This is a genomic window from Paenibacillus sp. FSL P4-0113, assembly GCF_038009305.1.
Lineage (GTDB): Bacteria > Bacillota > Bacilli > Paenibacillales > Paenibacillaceae > Paenibacillus > Paenibacillus polymyxa_D.
The window spans coordinates 5,058,456-5,082,852 of sequence record NZ_JBBPAZ010000001.1; the positions used below are offsets into that span (position 1 = coordinate 5,058,456).

20 protein-coding genes and 1 riboswitch are annotated in these 24,397 nt (G+C 46.3%); of the genes, 10 read left to right on the forward strand and 10 right to left on the reverse strand.

From position 1 onward, the window contains the following. Positions 1-32 precede the first annotated feature (32 nt). Together MKX46_RS22075 and MKX46_RS22080 are read right to left on the reverse strand one after the other, a co-directional pair. Positions 33-2,630 (reverse strand): glycine betaine ABC transporter substrate-binding protein, encoded by a 2,598-nt coding sequence (locus tag MKX46_RS22075; protein WP_341071794.1) that lies wholly within the window; start codon positions 2,628-2,630, stop codon positions 33-35. Then, on the reverse strand, positions 2,605-3,828 hold the full coding sequence (locus tag MKX46_RS22080; RefSeq protein ID WP_029516322.1) for a quaternary amine ABC transporter ATP-binding protein: 1,224 nt from the start codon (positions 3,826-3,828) through the stop codon (positions 2,605-2,607). Before MKX46_RS22080 ends, MKX46_RS22075 begins: the two co-directional genes overlap by 26 nt. 515 nt (positions 3,829-4,343) lie before the next feature. Between MKX46_RS22080 and MKX46_RS22085 the strand changes: the two genes are divergently transcribed. Both MKX46_RS22085 and MKX46_RS22090 read left to right on the forward strand, forming a co-directional pair. Further along, positions 4,344-4,907: a GbsR/MarR family transcriptional regulator gene (locus MKX46_RS22085; RefSeq protein WP_028543060.1), complete on the forward strand. Its 564-nt coding sequence runs from the start codon at positions 4,344-4,346 to the stop codon at positions 4,905-4,907. Positions 4,908-5,060: 153 nt separating this feature from the next. Further along, positions 5,061-6,542 (forward strand): carboxylesterase/lipase family protein, encoded by a 1,482-nt coding sequence (locus MKX46_RS22090; RefSeq protein WP_341071795.1) that lies wholly within the window; start codon positions 5,061-5,063, stop codon positions 6,540-6,542. A 90-nt stretch (positions 6,543-6,632) separates the two neighbouring features. On the opposite strand, the gene MKX46_RS22095 is transcribed toward MKX46_RS22090, so the two are convergent. The 6 genes from MKX46_RS22095 to MKX46_RS22120 form a co-directional block, all read right to left on the reverse strand. Then, positions 6,633-8,663, reverse strand: a complete 2,031-nt coding sequence (locus tag MKX46_RS22095) for a methyl-accepting chemotaxis protein (RefSeq protein ID WP_340931642.1) — start codon at positions 8,661-8,663, stop codon at positions 6,633-6,635. Between the two features lie 240 nt (positions 8,664-8,903). Beyond that, positions 8,904-9,851: a DMT family transporter gene (locus tag MKX46_RS22100; protein ID WP_340954696.1), complete on the reverse strand. Its 948-nt coding sequence runs from the start codon at positions 9,849-9,851 to the stop codon at positions 8,904-8,906. A gap of 178 nt (positions 9,852-10,029) precedes the next feature. After that, positions 10,030-10,174, reverse strand: a riboswitch (FMN riboswitch). Between the two features lie 122 nt (positions 10,175-10,296). Next, a complete protein-coding gene (locus MKX46_RS22105) occupies positions 10,297-10,992 on the reverse strand; it encodes an ABC transporter permease (protein WP_340931645.1) in 696 nt (231 codons plus the stop codon). Then, complete coding sequence (locus MKX46_RS22110) at positions 10,985-11,908, reverse strand: ABC transporter ATP-binding protein (protein ID WP_165144895.1); 924 nt, start codon at positions 11,906-11,908, stop codon at positions 10,985-10,987. The genes MKX46_RS22105 and MKX46_RS22110 overlap by 8 nt, the downstream gene beginning before the upstream one ends. A 108-nt stretch (positions 11,909-12,016) precedes the next feature. Next, positions 12,017-12,961 carry a sensor histidine kinase gene (locus tag MKX46_RS22115; protein ID WP_340931647.1) on the reverse strand — a complete coding sequence of 315 codons (945 nt, stop codon included), beginning with the start codon at positions 12,959-12,961 and terminating at the stop codon, positions 12,017-12,019. Position 12,962: 1 nt separating this feature from the next. Continuing rightward, complete coding sequence (locus MKX46_RS22120; RefSeq protein ID WP_029516330.1) at positions 12,963-13,670, reverse strand: response regulator transcription factor; 708 nt, start codon at positions 13,668-13,670, stop codon at positions 12,963-12,965. Positions 13,671-13,973: 303 nt separating this feature from the next. On the opposite strand from MKX46_RS22120, the gene MKX46_RS22125 reads away from it, so the two are divergent. From MKX46_RS22125 to MKX46_RS22135, 3 genes are all read left to right on the forward strand, one after another. After that, on the forward strand, positions 13,974-14,477 hold the full coding sequence (locus MKX46_RS22125; RefSeq protein ID WP_029516337.1) for a DUF6933 domain-containing protein: 504 nt from the start codon (positions 13,974-13,976) through the stop codon (positions 14,475-14,477). Between the two features lie 98 nt (positions 14,478-14,575). Then, positions 14,576-14,884: a hypothetical protein gene (locus MKX46_RS22130; RefSeq protein WP_029516338.1), complete on the forward strand. Its 309-nt coding sequence runs from the start codon at positions 14,576-14,578 to the stop codon at positions 14,882-14,884. 212 nt (positions 14,885-15,096) lie between these two features. Beyond that, positions 15,097-16,728 carry a formate--tetrahydrofolate ligase gene (locus tag MKX46_RS22135; protein ID WP_029516339.1) on the forward strand — a complete coding sequence of 544 codons (1,632 nt, stop codon included), beginning with the start codon at positions 15,097-15,099 and terminating at the stop codon, positions 16,726-16,728. A gap of 23 nt (positions 16,729-16,751) precedes the next feature. On the opposite strand, the gene MKX46_RS22140 is transcribed toward MKX46_RS22135, so the two are convergent. Together MKX46_RS22140 and MKX46_RS22145 are read right to left on the reverse strand one after the other, a co-directional pair. Further along, positions 16,752-18,482, reverse strand: a complete 1,731-nt coding sequence (locus tag MKX46_RS22140; protein WP_029516340.1) for an ABC transporter substrate-binding protein — start codon at positions 18,480-18,482, stop codon at positions 16,752-16,754. 108 nt (positions 18,483-18,590) lie between these two features. After that, positions 18,591-19,583 carry an ABC transporter substrate-binding protein gene (locus tag MKX46_RS22145; RefSeq protein WP_340884705.1) on the reverse strand — a complete coding sequence of 331 codons (993 nt, stop codon included), beginning with the start codon at positions 19,581-19,583 and terminating at the stop codon, positions 18,591-18,593. 234 nt (positions 19,584-19,817) lie between these two features. Here MKX46_RS22145 and MKX46_RS22150 point away from each other — a divergent pair, with 234 nt between their 5' ends. The 5 genes from MKX46_RS22150 (at position 19,818) to MKX46_RS22170 (ending at position 24,234) form a co-directional block, all read left to right on the forward strand. After that, positions 19,818-20,450 (forward strand): LysE family translocator, encoded by a 633-nt coding sequence (locus tag MKX46_RS22150; protein WP_039269618.1) that lies wholly within the window; start codon positions 19,818-19,820, stop codon positions 20,448-20,450. A gap of 110 nt (positions 20,451-20,560) precedes the next feature. After that, the gene (locus MKX46_RS22155) at positions 20,561-21,838 is read left to right on the forward strand and encodes a DUF4367 domain-containing protein (RefSeq protein WP_341071797.1); all 1,278 of its coding nucleotides are present in this window, start codon (positions 20,561-20,563) and stop codon (positions 21,836-21,838) included. Between the two features lie 269 nt (positions 21,839-22,107). Continuing rightward, positions 22,108-23,304: an alanine racemase gene (alr, locus tag MKX46_RS22160; protein WP_340931651.1), complete on the forward strand. Its 1,197-nt coding sequence runs from the start codon at positions 22,108-22,110 to the stop codon at positions 23,302-23,304. A 291-nt stretch (positions 23,305-23,595) separates the two neighbouring features. Then, positions 23,596-23,877: a CopG family ribbon-helix-helix protein gene (locus MKX46_RS22165; protein WP_007429334.1), complete on the forward strand. Its 282-nt coding sequence runs from the start codon at positions 23,596-23,598 to the stop codon at positions 23,875-23,877. 6 nt (positions 23,878-23,883) lie between these two features. Continuing rightward, a complete protein-coding gene (locus MKX46_RS22170) occupies positions 23,884-24,234 on the forward strand; it encodes a type II toxin-antitoxin system PemK/MazF family toxin (protein WP_007429335.1) in 351 nt (116 codons plus the stop codon). Positions 24,235-24,397 lie beyond the last annotated feature (163 nt).

Below are 24,397 nucleotides of genomic sequence, written 5' to 3' on the forward strand. Positions count from 1 at the left end.
CTTGTTCGTATGGTTTAAAAGCAGAAAAAATATTATTGCGGCGGCTGAAGATCCTCGATAGAATCAATCGGCACATAGGATGGAACGACAAGCCCGGACATAACGCCAGTCATGCTGGTTCCGATGTCATCCACCTTATCCTTGTATTGAGCCCAATAATCAGCATGCGTCAATGGAAGCCAAGCGGCTGCGGTAGCATCTACACTTCCGCCAGCTACGCCAGTCCACATCGGGCCGATTTCCACCTGCAGAGCTGTTACTTTATAGCCTAATTTTTGTTCCAATACATATTTCAATACGTTCGTACTGGCAATTTCAGAATCCCAAGCAGCGTAGCTTAGCTTCAAAGGATCGCCGTTGACGGGCTGCAGACCCTTGATCCATTCCTGAACCTTGTCAGGATGTTTATCAGCCCAATTCTTGGCAGCCTGCTGTGGGGCAGTACCGTCCTGAATCGCGATCATCACTTCACCCATATCTTCAGCAGTCCACTTAAATCGGCTTAGAAATTCATAAGCCACAGGAGCATCCTGCTTCAAGCCTTTGCGGGCGATTGTATGAATTTCTTCCTTATCACCGTACGCCTTTTTAGGATCTTTCAAGTATTTCAAATCATATTTATTAAACATCCAGTGAGGAGTCCAACCTGTTACGACGATAGGCTGTTTGGCTTTGATAGCTTTATCCAGTGTAGCAGTCATAGCAGCTCCAGAGCTTTCAAGCAGCTTCCAGTCGGATAAGCCATAGTCATTCATAGCTTTAGCGGTCAGCTTCATTAGTCCGGCGCCAGGGTCGGTACCGACAATGCGGTAGCCGACCTCTTTGCCAAAGTCCCCAGTTGTGGCGGAAGCCGGAGCCGCTTCGGCTCCGTTATCCTGCAAATCAGTAATCGATTTAACATCCATGTAAGCTGGAACGACCAATCCGGTTTTAACACCGCTCATATTAGCCCCAAGATCGTCGAGCTTATCCTTGTATTTAGCCCAGTAATCCGCATGTGTTAACGGTAGCCATGCAGCCGGTGAAGCATCCACATCACCACTAGCGACACCCGTCCACATAGGACCTGCTTCAACTTGAAGTGCTGTTACTTTGTAACCCAGTTTGTTCTCCAAAATATAACTTAGCAAATTCGTGCTGGCAATTTCAGAATCCCAAGCCACATAACTTAGCTTGAAGGTGTCACCATTGACAGGTTGCAGTCCTTGAATCCATTCCTGAACCTTGTCGGCATGTTTCTCCGCCCAATCCTTGGCAGCTTGCTCAGGACTGGTTCCGGCTTGAATGGCGACCATCATTTCACCCATATCTTCTGGTGTCCATTTGAAACGTTTTAGAAACTCATAAGCGATAGGAGCATCCTGCTGCAAGCCTTTACGGGCAATCGTATGAATCCCCTCGGCTTCACCATAAGACTTCTTAGGGTCTTCCAAATATTTGAGATCATACTTGTTGAACATCCAGTGTGGAGTCCAACCTGTAATAATGATCGGCTTTTTCGCTTTAATGGCTTTGTCCAGTGTGGCCGTCATAGCTGCACCGGAACCTTCAACCAGCTTCCAATCAGACAAATTGTAGTCTTGAATTGCTTTGGCAGTCGATTTCATAATGCCTGCCCCGGCATCAATACCGATAATTTTGTAACCGACTTCTTCGCCAACCGGGTTGGCAGCAGCGTTACCTTTGCCAGATGCGGAATGATCCGTTCCAACAAAATATTGGGATGCACCAGCGATCAGAATGACAGCTGTAACTGCAGAAGTAATCCATACTTTTTGCTTGCTGGATACGCGGCTTTTGCCTTTTTGCGTAGGTTTAAACAGGTTTTGCGTAAAACGGTCAAGCACAATAGCCAGAACGACAACAGCTAAGCCGGCTTCAAAACCTTTACCGATTTGCAGCTGTGTCACAGCACGGTACACAACAGCACCGATGCCTTCCGCACCGATCATGGAAGCAATGACAACCATAGACAGTGACAGCATAATCGTCTGGTTAATACCAGCCATTAAGGTAGGCAATGCAAGTGGAAGCTGAACTTTGAACAGCTTTTGCGCAGATGTTGAACCAAAAGCGTCTGATGCTTCGATCAGCTCACCTGATACTTGCATAATCCCCAAGTTGGTCATGCGAATGGTTGGGGGGATAGCAAAGATAACAGATGCGATAACACCCGGCACAACACCCAGGCTGAAAAAGGTAACCGCTGGGAGTAAGTACACGAACGCAGGCATCGTCTGCATAAAATCAAGTAAAGGCGTGATAATGCGTGATGCCGATTTACTGTATGCACACCAGATCCCGATGGGAATCCCGATAACAATGGATACGAGCGCAGACGTGATGACCAGTCCGAGCGTATTCATTGTTTCACTCCAATAACCAAGATTATCAATCAGCAGGAAGCCGATGACAGTAAATAGCGTAAGCTGAACCCGCCCGATCATAAAGGCGATAATCCCGATGATTACGATGAACACCAGAGGGTGCGGAAGCATGAACAGGCCTGAGAAAAAGCCAACTACAGCTTCTATAATGGAAGAAATAACATTAAACAATCCAGCCAGATGAATACCCATCCAGTCTACAATGGATTGAATCCACTCAGCGATTGGCAGTTTCGGTATCATGGGCATTCACCTCCTTCGTAGTGGTAACATCTCCACCAAGTGCGCCGAGCAATGCTCCACGGACGATAACGCCCAGCAGCTTTTGCTTGTCATCGACCACAGCCAGCGGCACCTTGGACGAGCTTGTAATTTCAAATAAATCATTAATGACTGTCTCGGCAGCAACCTGCGGTCCGTCCGTGATCAAAATATCTTCAATTTTCAAATTATTGCGCAGTGCATGAACAGCATCCTCGGCGTTAATAACACCCAGTAGCTTTTTGGTGCGGTCAATGACGAACAAATTGGAAATCCCACGCTCCCGCATCAATTCCAGAGCCACACGCGGACCACGATCCATGGTGATGGTTTCTGGACGAAGCATGACATGAGCAGCCGTCAATACCTTGGACAGATCCACATCCTCGACGAAGCGGGCTACATAAGAGTTAGCCGGTTGGATCATAATTTCTTCCGGTGTACCGATTTGTACGACCGCACCGTCTCGCATCAATGCAATCCGGTCACCAATCCGCAGCGCTTCATCCAGATCATGGGTGATAAACACAATGGTTTTCTTCATTTTATCTTGAAGCTCCAACAGCTCATCCTGCATGTCACGGCGAATGAGAGGGTCCAATGCACTGAATGCTTCATCCATCAGGAGCACTTCAGGGTCATTAGCCAGCGCTCGTGCCAGACCGACACGCTGTTGCATACCGCCACTTAATTCATCGGGCATTTTATCGCCCCAGTTTTTAAGACCAACCAGTTCCAGCGCTTGTTGCGCCTTTTCCTGACGCTGTGCTTTTTCTACCTTTTGAATTTCAAGACCATATTCTACATTTTCTAGTACAGTCCGATGTGGGAACAGGGCGAATTTTTGAAAAACCATGCTGATGGTTTTACGACGAACTTCGCGAAGTTGTTCTTTGTTCATCTTACGGAGATCTTTGCCGTGGACCAGAATTTCACCGGAGGTAGGCTCAATCAAGCGATTTAGCATTCGCACTAAAGTAGACTTGCCACTGCCCGATAGCCCCATAATTACGAAAATTTCACCTTGCTTAATTTCCATGTTGGCCTTATTGACACCAACAGTAATCTGTTTTTCTTTGGCCAACTTTTCCTTGCCCCAGCCTTGCTCCAGGAGCGGAACACCTTGCTCTGCGTGAGGACCAAAGAGTTTGCTGACATTTTTGACTTCCAAAATCGTCATACATACACCTCTTCTTTCTATACTTTGCTTGGTATTAACCCCATGTTGCATTAAGGATTGAGTATAAAAATCATAATTCTGAACATCCTGAACGGTTAATGACAAAATTAATTGTAACAGAAGCATTGCTTACATTTCAAACAAAAAAACTGTTCATAAAGTACGTACAGAAAAAACTGTACAAAGTTTCCTTCGATATGCTCCTTCGTTCTATAGAATGCTCAAACATTCGGAACTTTACAACCGATAGTGCTTTTTTTAAAATAGACAATGAAATATAACCATAAGAAAAAGATTTATGTATATCCATAATTTAAAAAGTTTACTATCATTAGCAATTTTGCGAATTATGATTTTGAACGACCCATGCTGTTGTAATATAGACAGAAGCTTTGCTTTTGAAACATTTCATTTATTGTTGAAAGATTTCATATATTGCGTCAAAGCTAATCTTTTACGGGTAAATCGTTCATACTAGGTTGTGCAAAATGCTCTAAAATTAGGAGGTTGCAAGCATGAGCTTGTACCAGTTAGGTGATGAGCAGCAGGCTTCGCTGCAAAAAATTCGCAAACGTGTCATAGAAGCTATAGGTAAAAACATGGACCTGTATGGGATTACTTTGTCTGCGGGGCATTTATACGGTTTGCTTTTTTTTGCGGATAAACCAATGACGCTGGACGAGATGGGCCGTGAAATGGAAATGAGCAAAACGAGCATGAGTACAGGGGTTCGCACATTATTGGATCTGAAAATGGTAAATAAGGTATGGAGCAAAGGCTCACGCAAGGATTTGTATGAAGTTGAATATGACTGGCATCAAACATTTACTGACTTCTTCGCTATTAAATGGAGAAAAGCGGTAGAAACAAATTTACTGGTGTTGCGCAAAGCCATTGATGAGCTGGACAGATTGATGAATCAGGGTGAAGAGTACGAGGAATTTAAGGCGATTCTTCAGCAAGATCGTATGAAAATGAAGCAGGCCGTCGCTTATTACAAGTGGCTAGATCGACTAATTGACTCTATGGAAAGCGAAGAAATTTACAAGCTGATTCCAAAAGAAGAAGTTCGGGATTAATCGCTATTTCGCTATCTTGTTTATAAAAATGCCGGAGCGCAAAAGTGCTTCCGGTATTTTTTGGTTTGGCCGTGTGCAAAGGGTATAATAGAGATATGTAAAGATTGATATTATACCGTTGTGTTGAACTTACGAAATAAAGGGGGCTTCATGATGGAGAGTATTATAGTACATACTCGTCTAGGTCAATTGCGTGGGGAATCAGGAAATGGATATCATGTATGGAAAGGTATCCCATATGCACGGCCTCCTATTGGAAAACTGCGTTTTCACGCGCCCCAGCCTTTGGAGTCTTGGGAGGGTGTGCGGGCTGCGACGAGTTTTGGGCCAATCTGTCCGCAACCTATGCCATCCGCTGAAAGTATGACTGGAAATCTGGTGGAACCGCCTAAGCAGTCAGAGGATTGCTTATACCTGAACATTTGGACACCTGCTTCGAAGGCTCCTGAGAAGGGACGCCCAGTGATGGTGTGGATTCATGGCGGTGCCTTTGTCACGGGGTCCGGGATTATACCTTTATATGACGGGGAACGCATGGCGAAGAATGGCGATGTTGTGGTTGTTACGATCAATTATCGATTGGGGCCGTTAGGGTTTTTGCATCTGACTCCAAAGGGAGATGGACTGACCTCTAATGCGGGACTACTGGATCAGATCGCTGCGCTGGAATGGGTTAGGGATCACATCTCTGCCTTTGGCGGTAACCCGGACGAAGTAACGGTGTTCGGTGAATCGGCAGGGGCGATGAGTATTGCCGCTTTATTGGCGATGCCAACAGCTGAGGGACTGTTCCGGCGTGCGATTTTACAGAGCGGTGCGTCGCAGGTATTGCCAACTGCACAGGCCGAGCAAGTGACGGCTGTGTATCTGCAGCAGCTGGGTGTGGACACTCAGCATCCAGAACGGTTGTTTACGTTGCCGACAGATGCGCTGATGCTAGCTATGGAGAAGACATATGAAGTCATCGGACCAGGGATGGCGATGATCTATCAACCCGTTGTCGACGGTGTGACCCTGCCAGATGTACCGCTGTCTGCAATCGCGCAAGGTTCAGCAAAACAGGTATCCGTTTTGATTGGAACGAACTTGCATGAGGGGGCCTATTTCATCCGAAAAGAATCCCATCTAATGAACAAGTCAACAGCGAGTCAGGCTTTGGAAATGATGACGGGCATGTCAGACATCGGCGATCTGATAGAACCATTTCCGGTTACAATTGAGGGGCAGGCGCAAATGTTGACTGATCTATTTTTTTGGCGTCCTGCGTTGGCTCTTGCTGTTGCTCAGTCGGCGCATACTCCTGTATGGATGTATCGTTTTGATTGGACATTGCCCGGGCATCCTACCTTTGAACAAGCGGTTCACGGTGCAGAGATTGCGTTTGTTTTCGATAATCTGGAGCTGCTAGATAAGCTTGGATTAGAGATTCAACCTTCGATGCAGAAGCTGGCTCAAGATATGCAGCAGGCATGGGTTGCTTTTGCACGTGATGGGAAGCCAGTGCTGTCCGAGGGGGCTTGGCCGATGTACGACAGAGAAGAGCGGACTACAGCTATTTTCCATCAGAATATTAAGGTGGAGCACGACCCTGAAGGAGATAGACGCCGTCATTTAACCGGTCAGATGACCCTATAAGTAACAAGAGAGAGAGCATATCAAGAACTCAAATGTAAAAAGCCTTCGCCCGTAATTTGTATACGGACGAAGGCTTTTGTTAGTAGTAAGTTAAATCTTAAATCGCTTAACCAGCTGTTGCAAATCCTGCGCCATGTTGGACAACTCCTGTGACGAAGAGGAAATTTCCTCCATAGCTGCCATTTGTTCCTGAGCAGCAGCAGATGTTGTCTGCGAGCTGTCCGCCGAATTGCGAGACAGGCTTGCCAAATGGGTAACAGTGGCGGAGACTTCCTCTGTACTGGCTGAGATTTGTTCAGCAGCAGCGGACACACTTTGAATTTGTTCCACGATATGAGAAGTAGAGCGCTCAATATTCGTAAATGCACCTTCTGCATCTTGGCTAATACGCATACCTTCACCTACCTGGTTACGAACATTACCGTTCATGGTAGCGGTAGAGCGTTGAATCAAATCGAGCATCTGAGTAATAATCTGACTGATGGAATCCGCGCTTTCCTTGGATTGCTCAGACAGCTTGCGTACCTCTATAGCGACTACGGCAAATCCACGCCCGGCTTCGCCAGCTCTGGAAGCTTCAATAGACGCGTTCAGAGACAACAAATTGGTTTGCTTGGCAATGGCGGCAATAGCCGTATTCATCTGCTTCGCATCGTCCGAGAGCTGGGATAGCTCATCCATTAGGCTAGCCGTTTGGCTGACAGCCTCCAGAATACGGTCCATTTGGGTCCGTACACTACTGATCATTTGACTGCCTTGAGCCACATCATGCTCGGTTTGTCCTGCTGAATCCACGATGGAGCTTGCCGATTCGGCAATGGTGCTGACACCCTTCGCCATTTCTTCAACGGCATTAGCGGTCTGCTCGGATGCCTCGGCGCTGGTGGCTGCATTTTCCGCGGATTCCATAACCGTTTCCGCTACATGTTGTACGGACTCCGTCGTTTGCTCTGTGCTTTCCTTGATTATCAGGGAAGAGGAAGCAAGTCGGGAGGAGGTTTGGTTGACCTCTGAGACCATCGTATGCAAGGAATGCGTCATCTGGTCAAAATTCTGTGCCAGTTCGCCGAACTCATCCTTGCTGGATAGATTAACACGTTCGGTCAGATTTCCGTCACGGACGATGCGTGTTCCTGCTTGCAGCTTGCGCAGCGGAATTAAGAATGAGCGGACCATAAGCACAATGATGATCGCCGCGGCAAGTATGGAAATAACAATCACAATCAGGCTTTGTTTCAGAATTGGTTGGGCTGCATCACTATAATCCTCCAGATCCGACAGTGCGACAATGCTCCAACCGGTGAGAGGGTCCTTAAGTGTAAAGGCCAGCATATCTCGATTCATAAATTGAATTTGCGACATGGAAGGAGTATCATTTTCGACGGTTGTCGCCACTTCGGGAAGTCCTTCTATGGCGTCAGCCGCTTTTTTGCCTGTCTTGTTGAAAGCTGTTCCAGTCCCAGATACAACTTTATGTTCAGAATCAACAATAATGAGTCCTCCGCGCTCACCAATCTTAACAGACTGCAGACTTTCACTCATTTTGTCCAGGTTCAAAGCCAGGGCAACAGCTCCTTCACCGTCCTCCAGCGTTCCCGATATATTAACGACTAAATTCCCTGTCGTGACGCTGGCAACTGGAACACCGACGAATACTTTACCCTTTTCCAGCATCGCGTTTTTGTACCATTTTCTCTCCCTGGGATCATAATCGGACTCCTGTTTTTTCGGCGAACGTATGTATTGCCCCTTCTCATTGCCGAGAAGCGCTGCATCTAGCTCGGGGTGAGCCTTGACGATAACATCTAACTTTTTCTGAAGGGTCTCTTGGTTGGTACCAATGGAATCAGAATTGATTTCAGTGGTAAGCACGTCCAGGTCTTTCATAATAGGCGCTACATACTGATTGACATTGCTCCGGATCAGATACAGATTCGTGTATACGGAACCGCCCATTTGCTGACTGAGTTGTGTCGTAGCTCCCTGATAAGAAAAGTACCCGATAAGTACGCTCGGAATCAATAACACAGCTAAAAAAGATATTATTAATCTTGTCCTCATTAAATAAAACTGCTTGAGAAACCTGTTCCACCACGGAACTGTTTGTTTTGTTTTAGTCATAGTTCTTGCTCCTCTGTGTCTGATGATCACTACATTGTTTTATTCGACATAAACCGACGAATTTTATAGATGTAATCATTGGGAAACGAGAAATAGTAGCATATTTTAGACACTTTTTTTGAAAAACAGGTCTAAAGAACTATGATTAATATTAATGCGAACACATAAAAAGCCAAATCGGAGATGCAAAAGCATCTTCACAATTTGGCTTGGGTGAGTCATGAAGGGGACATTGAACTGTTAATTTTTTTGCTGACGTGAAATCATAAAGAGCGTAATCCAGATGAGCATAAAACCAGTCAATTGCGCTACAGTAACGATTTGCTGAAATGCGATCCAATTAATCACGACACCCACCATGGGAAAGCTCAATTCTGCCATCGTAGCATAAGACGCTTTGGTCGTACTTAAGCCTTTGTAATACAGCAATAAGCTAAGAAGACCCGGAAGCAATGCCTGCAATAGCAAGTTGATAATCACAGCTGCGCCTGCCCATGTACCGGCAGGCATATTCCATGGCGCATGCTCTACAGAGGTGAGGACAATTAGCAGAGGGAGCGCCACCATGAAGCGGAGGGAGGTTACCGTTTCATATTTCATTGAACGAAGCAAGTAGCTTCCCATGACTGTCGAACCGCCCCACAGAACCGCTGCACCCAGTGCAAGTAGACTACCGACCTGGACAAAATCACGAACATGCCCGAAGGGGAGCGACCAACCGAAGGTCAGAAGATACGTCCCGAACAGAGCGACGACAATTAATAATCCAAAATGACGCGGCAGCATTTCCTTCAATATAACGCGGGCCAGAATAATAGCGACCAATGGTTGAAGCTTCTGGAGTAAGAGTACAGCATTCAGATCACCGTTGCTGAGCGCCATGGTAAAAATCACGCTGGCCAGAGCCGAGCCGCCCCACGAGACGAACAAAATAGCGAAAACTTGACGAAGCCGTACCGCTTTGAGTTCCTCACGATGCTTCCACAGCATCGGTGTCAGAGCGAGGAAGAGCAGCACATGCTCCATTAGTACAATTTGTGTTGAAGTAAATGATTTTAGCAAAATAATACGAAACAGCGGATCAGCGCCCCACAAGGCTGCCCCAATTGCGACCAGCCAAAAACCGCTTTTCATGTGGGAGCTATGATCAAAACCTTTGGATGTTAGTACAGTAGAAGATTGACTCATACTCAATTAGCTCCTTGCGAATACAGGACCGGTGGCACAAAAACCCCCGTCCATGGCGAAAGGCCATGCAAGACGGGGGTTGATCAAATAAACTTGCCGCTTTATGCAAGTTAAATGAAGTTACTGCAACTGCAAAACCCATAACGCAGCATTCATCCACTTCGCGGCATGTTGATATTTCGATCTTCTTCCATCCGGACTTTACCGTCGGCTTTGGCATCTCACCAAATCAGTCCGTATCCTGTTGCCAGATACAGAGTCGCGGGCTTAGCTCCATGAGCCATACCGCCGGTTGGGAATCACACCCTACCCCGAAGATCCTTATTCCGTTTTTTAATTTCTCCTATAGGATATACCTGTTTTAGAATGAAGTCCAGTGAAAAATGTGTGTATATCAAACAATGATTTTCATCTATTTTTCGAAAGCGTTTTACTAAGTTACATACTATGAAGTAATATCCTTATACTCAATGCGTCGAATCGCCGCATAAGCCACCAGCATTCCCAGTATAGAGAAGCCTATTTGCACGGGGGCTATGGAGCTAAGTGTAGCGCCGTTATTATTAGAGAAAAGCAATGCTACAATCAGGATTGAGGTCACAATGGTAGTAGGTACAGAGTATCTTCGCATCCCCATATACAGCGGAACCAGTCCCATAAAGCTGGCAGCAGCGGCATTGATCAGCGTCCGTGCTGATTGTTGACCCAGTATCGAAAGAGTAAGGTTATCGGGTACAATCAAGACAAACTGGTTGAGCAGATGAATAGCAGCCGTAATGATTATTTCCGAAATAATAATAGACAAGAAGGTAAACAGCAGCACAACCAAGAGCTTGGCGATCATCAGCTTCTGACGGTGAATCGGATACATGAACAGGATCGTAATCGATTTGGACTTAAATTCCCCTACGATAAAGCGGCACAGGAGAACGGAGGCAAACACAATAAATGTGGCTCTGACCAGCATGTCCATGAGATCGAGAAGCTGAGTGTACTGTGTAAATTCGGGTATTCCTGTACTTTGGCTGTCCAGCGCGATGATACAGAGCAGCCCAAGAATGCATGCATTGGCGATCAGTGCTGAACGGATATAACCCGCCAGATGAAATTTTTTGAGCTCCAGTTGCATCAACTTAAGCATGAAGATCACCTCCGTTTAACAGCCGCAAAAAGTAGTCTTCCAGCGTACTGCTTTTCTGATGAATGGAATCCACTTCTATATCATTTAAAATGAGCGTCTTCGTAATTTGCTTCTGCGGTACATTTGAATCGTAAATACGTATACTCTGTTCATTGAGCACCCTTATATTATTCAGATTCAGATGATGGGAGAGGACGTAGGCCGCCTTTTTACAATCGTTGGTCGTAAATTCAATGTATTCCGTATTGGTTTCCCGCACCTGCTCCATCGACACTTCCTCAATCAGCCTTCCGTGATTAATCACGCCTACCGTATCCGCAATCTGCTCTATTTCCGCTAAAATATGACTGGACACGAGCAGAGTCATCCCATATTCCTTGCATAGCATGTGGAATAATTGGCGGATTTCCTTGATTCCCACTGGGTCCAGACCATTAATCGGTTCATCCAAAATGAGTAGCTCTGGCTTAGTCGCAATAGCGCGGGCAATCCCGAGGCGCTGTTTCATTCCCAGTGAAAAGTCTTTTACCGACTTGTCACCCGCATTCTGCAAGTTCACTAATTCTAGGGCATCTCGGACAGCCTGCTTATTATAGTAGCCCATGTATTCACAATGAAGTTCCAGATTTTGCTGCGCCGTCAGCCTGTCATAAAAAATCGGGTATTCAATAATCGAACCCATCCGTCCGAGCAGATGATACGATTTTGGCGTTAGTTTTTCACCGAATAATTCAATTTCACCCGATGTCGGCTTGAGTAAATTCGTAATCATTTTCATTATCGTTGTCTTGCCTGCCCCGTTGGGGCCGAGAAAGCCATAGGTTTCTCCCTTGCGCACATTCATGCTGACTCCTGCTACAATTTCGTTGCCCTTCAGGGCTTTGGTCAACTGATGTGTACGTATTACGTAAGTCATGGGTGTTCTCCCTTCGTATACTGCTGATAATTCAAGGATAAAGGGCGAAATGTTCATTTTTCTTTCGTGATTCTTACAAATTTATTAAGTTGAGTATGTTGAGTTCGATTAATAGTTGATTTTCTTCAATGTAAAAGAGAAGACTGTCCGCTCATAAGGTCTACTGGTCAATTGAATTTCTCCGTTCATCGTTTCAACCAGACGTTTGGCAATCGTAAGGCCCAGTCCGCTGCCTTGTACCGCCTTATTGCGGGAGTCCTCCAGTGTGTACATACGTTCAAAAACTTTATCTTGCTCAGATTCCTGTATGCCTTTGCCACGATCCCATACCTCTATACGCACTGTATCCTGCTGTTCTGACAGCGTCAGGCCTAGCGTCCGTCCATCTGCCCCGTAGCGAATGGCGTTCGAGATCAGATTATTCAGCACCCGCCCAATCGCTCCTTCGTTCCCCAAGGCATGAATGGGGTACTCCGGGATCTCAATATGCACAGTAAACCCCTGTGCAGTCAGCAGGTCATAAAACTCTAAAATGCTGCGTCTGCACAGTTCTCCCACTTCCAGTCGTGTCAACGGAATATCCGTATCATTAGCTTCCAGTTTCGCCAAATTAAAAAAGCTTCCGATCAACTCAATCGCTTCGCTTGTCTTTTGATGAATTTTGGATAGCAGCTTTATACGTTCTTCCGGCAAAATAGTCAGATCGCCATCCAGCATCTCGGCATATCCAAGCACAACCGTAAGCGGGGTCTTGAGATCGTGTGAAATGTTCGAAATCATTTTGCGCATAGCAATTTGGCTACGGTTGTAATCTGCAGACACTCTGAGATTCAAGTCCAGCAGTCGATTAATTTCCGTCATGAGTCGTTGCAGTTCAACGTCACCTGTGACATATAGCAGCTTTTCCGCATGATTCACCGTCACTATTCGCTCTAGTAGGGCTCGGATATCCCTTATTTTGTGCTTATTGGCCATACGCTCCCGCCAAAGCCATACTATAACGACTGACATGATGAGACCGACAATCCATTCAGAAATGTTTTCGATGTTCATATCAGCCATTCTCCCATTTGTAGCCAATGCCCCATAGCGTTTTAATGTGGACAGGATGAGAGGGATCTTCTTCAATTTTCTCACGCAGGCGGCGAATATGGACGTTAATCACGTTCTCGTCGCCCATATAATCGTCCTTCCAAATAAATCCGTATAATTGTGCTTTTGTAAATACCCGGTTTGGATTGGCTACAAACAGCTTCAAAATATCGGATTCTTTGGCTGTTAGCTGAATTTCGTTTTCATTGCGTATGACTGTAAAATGATCAAAATCAATGCACAGACTGCCGTAGGTCAAAACTTGTGCTTGCGGCTGTTCCTCCTGCTGTTGCTGACGGGCATATGTAGTAGATCTGCGGATCGCGGACTGAATACGAGCGGTCATTTCCAGCATTGAAAAAGGTTTGGCAATATAATCGTCTGCCCCAAAGCCCAGTCCAAGCGCTTTATCCACGTCGCTGTCCTTGGCTGACATAATCAGAATCGGGACGGCGCTATGGGTACGAATTCGTCGAATCACCTCCATACCGTCCACCTTCGGCATCATCAAATCCACCAGTACCAGATCATAGGTATGACGTTCAAAGGCAAGAAGCCCCTCTTCCCCGTCATAGGCAGTGGTTAGGCTGTATCCTTCCTTAGTGAGTGCTTTAAGTAGCATTTCGGCAATGGATAGATCGTCTTCAATAAGTAAAATATGCTGTGGCATAGGTGTGGAACACCCCTAATTTTTAGATTAAGCTCGTGTGACGAACTGTACCTGAATTATATAGAGCAGTGGAGGGGATTTCCATAAAAAATATCCAAAGAAAAAATGGAAACTCCCTGGATCGTCCCAGGGAGTTACGTAATCAGCTGTGTCTGGCAATATATCTTTCCTCTATTATACTGAAAGAGTTTATAATCCGGTGTTTGGAATACGATGTTATGATATACGTGACATGCTTTATACAAGAAATCAGGTATGTCGAATCACGCTGCGGTACAGGAGCGTCAATAAAGGAGAGCAACGATGTTTGTCATACGAGGAACACAAAAACTGCTGAAGGAATGGGAGACTGAACCACTTCAAGTTGATATTTATCCGCCTTTAAATAGTTGGCATGCCAGCTTATTTTTACTGAATCGAAGAAAAAATATAGTGTTTATGCATGATATATCCCGCTTAAGCATCACGCTGTTTGGGATTAAAAAATCGCAGTACAAAAACCTGCCGACTCTTTTTATACAAGCCTTGAAGGAATTAATGATCAGCGAAGGGTTTGATGAGCAGATCGTGAAGGCATACACACAGGAAGGCGAGCAGATGCTGGCAACTACGACGAATAGACATAGTGTGTTGGTAACCTTAGATGAGATTATATTTATTATGAAGGAACTGGATATGGAGCATGGGTGCGAGCTGGAAAAAAACCAGTGGAATAACCGGATTGTTTTCAAAACTGTTGAATACAAGTACCCTGTTGATGTTTTTAAAGAAGTGCTGGAAAAGCATTATAAACTAGAGCGGATTTGAGAAATTTATGATTTTACGAAATGAGTTCCATTTATTCCCTCTGTCCTATATAATCTAATATAGTTCTAAAAGACTATATAAAGAGAGGTAAGGGGTAAATGAAGATTAAATTAAGAAATAAAACTGGAATGATCAAGGAACGCAAAGTAGGTTTTTCATGGACTACGCTCTTTTTCGGTTTTTTCCCTGCGTTGTTTAGAGGGGATTGGAAGTGGGCTGTTATTATTTTTCTGGTATCGATCCTTACGAGTGGGGCGTCCAATTTTGTATTTTGCTTCATTTATAATCGCTTACATATTAATGATCTGCTGTCCCAAGGCTATGGCCCTGCTACTAAGAAATCCCAATCTATCCTGATTTCTAAGGGATTTATTGCTGAAAATTACGCTGCTAACTTTGCAGGTTAATTTGAGAGCTGTTTGTTAAACGAGACGTATCAAAAGGGCATCCACCAAAGTCCATACGGGCGGGGGAGGCTCTTTTTTTATAACTCACATGATAGCAACGCTTGCGATGAAATGAATCATAGCGCAATAAGCGGCACACTTTGGTAAAATAAAACGATACAGGGTTTGACACCATCGGTCAGACTTATAAAACGGGGGGTACATAACGAAAGATGAAGAGGATTATTGATATAGCCAAAGAAGCAGGAATTGAAGAAGAACATCTAGAGACGTATGGAAAATATAAAGCAAAGCTGAACCCGTCCCTGTGGGAGCAGTTAAAGGATCGTCCGAATGGAAAGCTGGTGCTGGTTACGGCGATGAACCCCACGCCAGCGGGAGAAGGCAAAACGCTGACCACCATTGGACTGTCGCAGGCGCTGAATGCGCTGGGGCATAAAACCGTTGCTGCGTTACGTGAGCCGTCCCTTGGCCCTTGCTTCGGCATGAAAGGAGGAGCAACTGGGGGAGGACAAGCCCAGATTGTTCCAGCAGAAGACATTAACCTCCATTTTACAGGTGATATTCACGCGATTTCGGCAGCGCATAATTTGCTGGCAGCGATGATCGATAACCACTTATTTCATGGAAATGCTTTGCGGTTGAAACCCGAGCGGATTGTGTGGAAACGCGCTGTCGATATGAACGACCGGAGTTTACGAAACATTGTAACCGGATTGGGGTCAGGTAATGGAGCAGTGAGAGAAAGTGGTTTTCTGATTACCTCGGCTTCAGAAGTGATGGCCGTATTATGTTTAAGTGAAGATATGGACGATCTTAAAGTGCGATTGGGTCGGATGGTGATTGGTTATAACGAAGATGGCGAAACGGTAACAGCTGAGGAACTACATGCGGTGGAAGGTATGGCTGTGCTGCTTCGGGAAGCATTGAAACCCAATCTGGTGCAGACGTTGGAGGGAACTCCAGTTATTGTGCACGGCGGACCTTTTGCGAATATTGCGCATGGATGCAGTAGTTTGATCGGTACGAAGCTAGCCCTGAAGCTGGGAGAGGTGGTTGTCACGGAGGCTGGGTTCGGGGCTGAGCTGGGGGCAGAAAAGTTTTTTGACATCAAGTGCCGTCAATCCGGTTTGCAGCCAGATGCGGCTCTGTTGGTCGTAACCGCCAAAGCGCTGAAATATAACGGCGGTGTAGCTAAAAATGAGCTGGACGCAGAAAATCTGGAGCAATTGCAACTTGGATTAGCCAACATGAATCGGCATGTACGGAATTTGCAAAAGTTTGGCGTGCCAGTACTGGTAGCGGTCAACCATTTTGTAACAGATAGCGAAGCCGAGCTGGAACTGATTTTCTCGGAATGCCTCAAGCTGGGAGTACCCGTAGAGTTGTCACAGGTGTGGGCACAGGGAAGCCAAGGGGGAGAAAAGCTGGCCCAAAGCCTGCTCAACCTGCTCCAGGAGGACAAAGCCCATTTTGCACCATTGTATGAGCATACCCTTGATTTGCAAGCGAAAATTAGTGTTATTGCGAAGGAGATTTACGGTGCGGCAGAGGTAGCTTACACTCCTGCGGCCAAACGGGTGTTGGCCGGTATGGAGCAGCTTGGTTTTGGACAACTGCCTGTATGCATGGCCAAAACGCCGTATTCTTTCTCAGATCAACCTTCTCTGCTAGGTGCACCGGAAGGCTTTACCATTCACGTGTCCAGCGTTGCTTTGTCTGCAGGGGCAGGCTTTGTGGTCGTGGAAACAGGCAATACTATGACGATGCCAGGATTGCCCAAATCGCCAGCAGCTGAGCATATGTCGCTGGAGGCAGATGGAAGCATTCAAGGTCTAATGTAGTATCTTTAGAAAATGGCAGCTTCTCAGGATGAAGTGCCAAGCAGTTTGGGCAGTGCAGTAAGCAGCTTTTGTCGGGTTATGGCATCGCTCCAGTTCCAGCGTTCAGCTTCTACGAAATATACCCGACCTTGACGTACAGCAGGGAGGCTGCGCCAGAGAGGGCTGCTGATCATGCGTTCCAGCGTACGTTTGGATTCTGGGGCTGTCGGGACAAGCATAAAAATGCGGTCCCCGGCGTAATCAGGCAATTCGTTCGGATCTATTTCCGCGAAGCCGTGTCCCTCGTCGAGCACCTTTTGGATCGGCTCAACGGGCTGAAAGCCCTGGGGGTGGTAGAGGGCCGATGAGAATCCGGACATACCCATGACAAAGAGCCGATCACCATGATCGAAGATGAAGACGGAGGCCGTTTCTCCGGCTGTGATTTGCGTACCGAGCTGCTGCCACATTGCCAGATTACGGGCTTTGAAGGTAGACAACCAGCGTTCGGCCTCCCGCTCCTTACCGAGCCAGGCGCCAAGTGTACGCATCCGTTCCTCCAGCGTGGCGAAGGAGTTGAAGGTGACGGTGGGGGCGATGCTGGCAATGCGCTCATATTCCTGTTCATCCGAATTGGCGATGATAATTAGATCAGGATCAAGAGCGCTGGTCAAGCGGGTATCCAGTGGAAGGCCCACATCGGCGACATTCACAAGACGATGTTTATAGACGCTGTATTCACTGAGTTGCAGACTTCCACCGATGGCTTTGGTCCCTAATGCCAATAGATCGCCCATCGTTTCTCCATGATAGATGATGCGGCTTGCTCGGCGTGGAATATGAATATGGTGACCCGTCCAATCCTTGACGCGCACAGAACCGGAGACAGAAAGTGCGTACTTGCCAGGGGGAATCCCGGTCATTTGCCTAAACCGTCGATTAAAATAATATTCGTCAGAGAAACCAACCTGACGGGCTATTTCACGTAAAGGCCGTTTGCAATCCAGCAGCAGCCGCTTGGCATGATTCAAGCGCAGCTCAGTGAGGTAATGCAGCGGCTTTTTGCCTGTAATTTTACGAAACATTTGCGAGTATTGCCATATGGAAACGTTCGCCTGCTCGGCAAGCTGCTTGACGGTAATGGGCTTTTCATAGTTGTTTTCCATATATGAGAGAGTGCCTTCTACCGATGCTGGCAATGCCGGATTAGAGGTATTGTTTTGATCAATATCGGTGTGATCTTCCTGCCACAGCAAAAACAACTCTTGAAACATGATTTGCTGCCGTAATACGGATGTTTGGTTATGCGGCTGTACCGTTTGTTGGGTACTATAAAATAACTCTTCAATCAACTGAATAAGTTTGGAGGAAGAAGAGGAGACGATGTATTCGCGCGGTTCCGGCAGGACAGCTCCATGATATATGGACGGCATGCGCGCTGCGTGTTCAGCCAAGGCCATGTCCGCTTGTGGTTCCGACGTCAAAGCGATGACCTCAAACGTGATTTTGTAGTATTCAGGTACAGTTCCATTCAGGGGAGCGATTTGATAGGATTCACCTGGAGCTAGCCAATACCCATGACCTGTATGGAATAGATACTGCTCTGGGCCAATGTCCACCATCCCTGTCCCACTGATGAACATAAGAAGACAGTGATATGAACTGGGACGTGATAATAATTCATCGGTAGGCTCACCAATCAACGCAATTTCTTTAAAATGAAAAAGCAGTGAGCTGAACGGAGGAGGATATACGGACGACGAAGACTGGTTCACAGTATTGCTCCTTTTATTGAGAATGGTTATCATGTATATATGAGTATACCTCCTTTAGGTTCAACAAAAAAGAAGCCTATCAACAAGTGTCGATAAGCTTCTCCAATTTTATCTGATGAGCTTGGGCAATTCCTTCAGCAGCCATTCTCGAGTGGAAGCATCACTTTCAGTTTTGCCAATATCCTGAGTGTACACACGACCCTGTTTGACAGCAGGGAGCTGGAGCCACAGCTTGCTTTTCATTAACTGTTCGGTGGATTGTTCGGCTTCTGAACTTGGTGTTCTTAGTATGAAAATCCGATCTCCAGCGTATTGTCCGATCACTTCCTGAGATATTTGTACAAATCCTTTGTCTTCATCCAGTGCTTTCTGGATAGGAGGGGTAGGTTTGAAACCATTCTTTTCATACAGTAATTGTGACAGTCCTGTCCGTCCCATTGCGAATAAACGGTCACCTGGATAGTAGGTAAAGACTGAAGCAGTTTCCCCCGCCTTAACACCTTCTGCGTGAAGTTTGGTCCACATCTCCGCTTCCTTTATTTTATATTGGGCAAGCCAATCTTCAGCGTCCTTTTTCTTGTTCACAATGTCTCCGAGATGCAGCAAACGTTCGTTTAACGGAGCAAAGGTATCGAACATAATTGTAGGTGCAATTTTTGTTAACGCTGCGTATTGCTTTTCATCTGTATCGGCGGTAATGATCAGGTCAGGCTGTAGTTCCAAGGCTTTTTCCAAATTAATCGGGAACCCCAGATCAGCCACGTTCTGAACCTGCTTTTCGTAAACCTTGCCTTCAATCATAGAAGTTGATGTACCTACAGCTTGTACGCCTAAAACCAATAAATCCCCATAGTTTTCTCCAAAGTAAGCAATGCGCCGAGGAGTCGTGGGAATATTCACTGTATGTCCCTTATAGTCTGTGTATTCACGAGTTGTGGCAGCTTCCGATGTTTTTGTAGATGCTGTCGTGTTGCTGCTTGCACTCTGATTGTCAGATGCGCCGCATCCCAGCAGCAATGCCCCCATAAGAAAGAATAGGCAGATGAGAGCAGTGTATGGTCGAGTAGATTTTTTGTTGATTGTCGAGCTCTTGTTGGTCATAGCAACCTCCGTATAATAGAATGATTCAGAATTTTGCAAATGAGAATTATTATCACAAAAGCTATGATAAGCGCTGAACCCTCAATACTCAATGGACAAACTTGGTCAATGAATCCGATTTTGTACAAAATAAGTCTCATGTGTTCTTAGCTCATTTCATTCTTCAAATTTTATTGATTTGTCATTTTTTATGGTATAGAATAGCATTTTTATACATTTGAAAGGGGTTTTGAAATGGCATTGTTTATTACATATGTTTTACTAGGTTTCTCTATAGCACTACCTGTAGGTACAATTACGGTTGAAATGACGAAGCAAGGGCTAAAGAATGGATTCATGCATGGTTGGATTGTGGGCCTTGGGGGGATGACCATCGATTTGTTATTAATTACTGGCTTGTATTTTGGTCTGGCCTCAGTCTTGTCATTACCTGTGGTACAAGTGATTATGTGGTTCGTTGGAGCCCTTTTTTTGTGCTACGTGGGGTACGACAGCATTAAAAATGCAGATCATGATATTGCGCTAGAAGGAGAGAAAAAGACGAAATCATTATTTTCTTCCTATAAAAATGGGCTGCTTGTAGCTGTTTCACCAGGAAATTTAGTGTTCTGGGTGAGTGTTTTTGGAACTGTGCTGGCAAGTTCATTTGATCGGTCAAATACAAGTCAATTCTTGATTGTTGGCTTAGGTATTTTGTTTGGTATTCTTATCCATGATTTAGGCTTGATGACCCTCGTAGCCACAACACGGAAAGCCATGAATCGAACCGCTATCAAGTGGGTTACGATCGGTGCAGGCGTGGTTTTGATCGGTTTTTCGATTTATTTTCTGTATGAATTTATGATCACTCTCCAAAAGATTTTATAGCATTACGTAAGGATACGTTCAAGCTTGTCATGCCAGTCTGCATAAATCGAACAAGTCCTTCATAGACATGTACTAATTCATTTAAAACATGTGCTGAAGGGGTTGATGACATGCGCCGGATTTCATGGATGCTCGCCATGGTCATGTGTGTAACGCTGCTGCTGGCCGGGTGCGGCAAGAAGAGCGCGGACGATGTGGTTAAAGATTTGAGTGACGTGGTGAGCGACCTGAACAGCTACCACGGTACAGCTTTGATGACGCTGCATACCGGCGACACGCCGCAGGAATACAAGGTGGATATTTCCTACCGCAAGCCGTCCTATTACCGAATTGCCATGACGAACGAGAAAAAGGATGTTACGCAAATTGTGCTTCGTAATGATGAGGGTGTATTTGTACTAACACCCAGCCTGAACAAAAGCTTCCGTTTCAAAAGCGACTGGCCAAACAATCAGGGTCAAGTATATTTATATGAAACGTTGGTTCGCAGCATTATCGGCGATGCCTCCCGTCAGTTGGCTACCGACGATAAATCCTATGTGTTTGATGTGGCAGCGAATTACAACAGCCATGCGCTGGTGAGACAAAAGATATGGCTGTCCAAAAATGACTATGCACCCACTCAGGTACAGGTGTCTGATGCGAATGCCAAGGTAGTTGTTGATCTGAAATTCGATCAATTTGCTTTTGATACGAAGTTTGACAAGGACTCTTTTGATATGGAGCGGAATATGGCTTCAGGTAAGACGAGTACAGGTAGCGCAGGGGCGCCATCTTCCGGAGCAGTAGATCCCAGTGGTCAGCTTGATCCTTCCGGTGCGATGGATGGGACGACTGGCGTGACGACTGGCGAACCCGGACAAGAGCAGGGGACCGCAGGGGATGCAGTCCAGCAACCGTCAGGGCAAGCCAAGGTGGACGGTACTGCCACAAACGATACGTCCAAACCGGACAAAGCAGCCAACGCAGAGAGGCAGCAACAAACCCCGGGCACATCGGATGCTGCAAACGGAACGTCAGCGGGAACAGATGCGGCAGAAGCTGTGATGGGTGAGTTCGGCTTGATCGAACCGTCCTACACGCCAGCCGGAGTACAGATCAAGGATACGCCGGAGCTGGAGGATAATGGTACACATGCCGTGATGCTACGGTATAGTGGAACATATAATTATACCATTGTGGAGGCACGTCCAAAAGATCGGGCGGTCGCACTGGCCGCAGGCGAACTGGTTGATATAGGAGGAAGCTTCGCCGTGCTAACCGGAAGCGAACAGCAGACGATGACCTGGATGAATGACGGAATCGAGTTCAGAATCACCAGTGCTGACCTGCCTGTGAGCGAAATGATACAAATTGCCGCTTCTATACAGGATCAATCGGGTAAATAAAATTTTATAGACGGATGCAGACGGTCTAGAGTGTAAAAATGCTCTGCTGCCGCCCGTATCCGTCTTTTGTTCATTCGCAGTCTAAGATGTGCATCGCTTGTATATCCTGTTCTATTGTAGAGATGGTAGAGGAGGCTGGTAAAGCCCCCCTGCCATTGACAGCCACGTTTTTGAACATTACCATTAACCTTTGGAAGCAAGCACTTTTGCCACACTCCGAATGGTAAAAGGTTATGTTACAGGCTAACAATTGAAGAAGGTGACTGGATTTGCAAGCACAATACAGATCGACCCGGGCCGAAATCAACCTGGATCACCTTGGCGCCAACTATGAAGCTTTTCGCAAGGCATTGCCAGCGGATAAGCTGATACTGGTCTGTGTCAAGGCGAATGCCTACGGACACGGTGCCGTGGAAATTTCAAAGGAATTGGAACGCCTTGGTGCGGATTATTTGAGCGTCGCTTTTCTGGATGAAGCGTTGGAGCTTCGTCATGCGGGGGTTCAGCTACCGATTCTTGTACTCGGCTATACCCCACCGGAAGCTGTACAAACGGCTTGGGAGCATGATATCTCATTGACTGTGTTCAGTGAAGAAGTGCTGGAGGGTATCCGCAGACTGGACTGCCAAGGAAATGAACGCAAGCTGAAGGTGCACATCAAAATAGACAGCGGCATGGGAAGACTGGGTTTGCTGCCTGGAGAAGAGGCTATGGCTTTTGTCCGGCAGGCTCACGAATTAGAGCAGGTGCTGCTGGAAGGCATGTACACCCATTTTGCCCGCGCGGATGAAGAAGACAAAAGCTATACACTGCTACAATATGATCGGTTTCGGGGCGTGGCGGAAGCGCTAAGGGAACAAGGTATCACCATTCCCATTATACATACGGGCAACAGCGCCGCTACCATTGATACCCCTTCTCTTTCCCCCAATATGGTGCGGATTGGTATCAGTATATACGGTCTGTATCCGTCTGATGAGGTTAACCGGCGAGCGATTGAACTGCTGCCTGTATTGTCATTGAAGACGGCGGTAGTTTATACCAAGACGCTTCCTCCCGGCTGGGGAGTTAGCTATGGCACCCGGTATGTGACTTCCAGTGAAGAACGGATCGGTACACTGCCAATCGGCTATGCGGATGGATACTCCCGCATGCTGAGTGGGAAGATCGAAGTATTGATACGCGGTCGCCGCGTCCCGGTACTAGGCACGATTTGCATGGACCAGTGTATGGTATCCTTACAATCTTTCGCAAAAGATGCGGAAGAAATCCAAACCGGCGAAGAGGTTGTTCTCATCGGTCAGCAGTCCGGCGAAACTATCGCAGCGGATGAGCTGGCATCCAAGCTTGGTACGATCCACTATGAGGTGATCTGCATGATCGCAGACAGGGTACCGCGTGTATACACACGAGGCCATGTTCCTGTTATTCGAGTGAACTCGCTTCTTCCAACCCACTGGAATTAATTTCATAACGCAAATTACCGAATAAAAGCAGGAGTTTTCGCAGAACGTCCCGAAATATGTACAAAGGAAAGAAAAGAGCGCTATAACTGTCAAAAGACGCATCAGGCTCCGCTGACACTTGTATTTCGGGGATCAAACGCCTGTACGAAAACGAACTGCGTAGTTTATAATGGAATGCAGCATAGATGATATACGAATATCATATACATTCTTGTATTCCGTTTGAATAAATTACCGGGAATAACGTTATAATGGTACAATGGCGACAAGGTTTTGGGGGTGGAAGAGAAGTTGGCCAATTTGCAGAACACCAAAAGAATAATGATCAGTTTGCCAGATCATCTCTTGCAGGAAGTGGACGGGATCGTAGCTATGGAAAATTCCAACCGCAGTGAATTTATCAGGCAGGCCATGAAGCTGTATGTAGGCGAACGTAAAAAACGTTACATTCGTGAAGCTATGCAGCGTGGATACATGGAAATGGCTAAAATTAACTTGACCATGGCATCCGAAGCCTTTCACGCGGAGGAAGATGCAAACAGCACCTTGGGCCGTACAGTTAGCGGGGTGTAATCCATATTGATCGTAAAGCGCGGCGACGTTTTTTTTGCAGACCTTTCACCCGTAGTCGGTTCCGAGCAAGGTGGCGTCAGACCTGTGCTGATCATTCAAAATGATATCGGCAACCGGTTTAGTCCTACCGTGATCGTGGCAGCTATCACCGCTCAGATTCAGAAGGCAAAGCTGCCTACACACGTGGAAATCGACGCGGCGACGCATGGCTTTGATCGTGATTCTGTTGTTCTTCTGGAGCAAATTCGGACGATCGACAAGCAAAGGCTTACCGACAAAATCACCCACTTAGATGAAGAAACTATGCGCAAAGTGAGCGATTCGCTACAAATCAGTCTCGGTTTGATTGATTTTTAGCGTGATGGAACGACGAGTGAAACGGGAAAAGGGCAGCGCTTGGGCGCTGTCCTTTTGCGTGTCTGATGAAAAATGCAGGTAGGGCTTGCTCTAACGGCACCTGCTGGCGCTTTGAATCATTTTTTGTGATAATGAAAGACATGCTGTATGACAAGAGTTGTGA

Coding starts and splice junctions, on each gene's coding strand:
- MKX46_RS22120 (WP_029516330.1), bottom strand. CDS start 13,670: ATGCCACAGCATATTTTACTTATTGAAGACGATCTATCCATTGCCGAA.
- MKX46_RS22155 (WP_341071797.1), top strand. CDS start 20,561: ATGCGCCGGATTTCATGGATGCTCGCCATGGTCATGTGTGTAACGCTG.
- MKX46_RS22095 (WP_340931642.1), bottom strand. CDS start 8,663: ATGACTAAAACAAAACAAACAGTTCCGTGGTGGAACAGGTTTCTCAAG.
- MKX46_RS22080 (WP_029516322.1), bottom strand. CDS start 3,828: ATGACGATTTTGGAAGTCAAAAATGTCAGCAAACTCTTTGGTCCTCAC.
- MKX46_RS22130 (WP_029516338.1), top strand. CDS start 14,576: ATGAAGATTAAATTAAGAAATAAAACTGGAATGATCAAGGAACGCAAA.
- MKX46_RS22100 (WP_340954696.1), bottom strand. CDS start 9,851: ATGAGTCAATCTTCTACTGTACTAACATCCAAAGGTTTTGATCATAGC.
- MKX46_RS22105 (WP_340931645.1), bottom strand. CDS start 10,992: ATGCTTAAGTTGATGCAACTGGAGCTCAAAAAATTTCATCTGGCGGGT.
- MKX46_RS22090 (WP_341071795.1), top strand. CDS start 5,061: ATGGAGAGTATTATAGTACATACTCGTCTAGGTCAATTGCGTGGGGAA.
- MKX46_RS22145 (WP_340884705.1), bottom strand. CDS start 19,583: ATGACCAACAAGAGCTCGACAATCAACAAAAAATCTACTCGACCATAC.
- MKX46_RS22110 (WP_165144895.1), bottom strand. CDS start 11,908: ATGACTTACGTAATACGTACACATCAGTTGACCAAAGCCCTGAAGGGC.
- MKX46_RS22085 (WP_028543060.1), top strand. CDS start 4,344: ATGAGCTTGTACCAGTTAGGTGATGAGCAGCAGGCTTCGCTGCAAAAA.
- MKX46_RS22115 (WP_340931647.1), bottom strand. CDS start 12,961: ATGAACATCGAAAACATTTCTGAATGGATTGTCGGTCTCATCATGTCA.
- MKX46_RS22150 (WP_039269618.1), top strand. CDS start 19,818: ATGGCATTGTTTATTACATATGTTTTACTAGGTTTCTCTATAGCACTA.
- MKX46_RS22125 (WP_029516337.1), top strand. CDS start 13,974: ATGTTTGTCATACGAGGAACACAAAAACTGCTGAAGGAATGGGAGACT.
- MKX46_RS22075 (WP_341071794.1), bottom strand. CDS start 2,630: ATGATACCGAAACTGCCAATCGCTGAGTGGATTCAATCCATTGTAGAC.
- MKX46_RS22135 (WP_029516339.1), top strand. CDS start 15,097: ATGAAGAGGATTATTGATATAGCCAAAGAAGCAGGAATTGAAGAAGAA.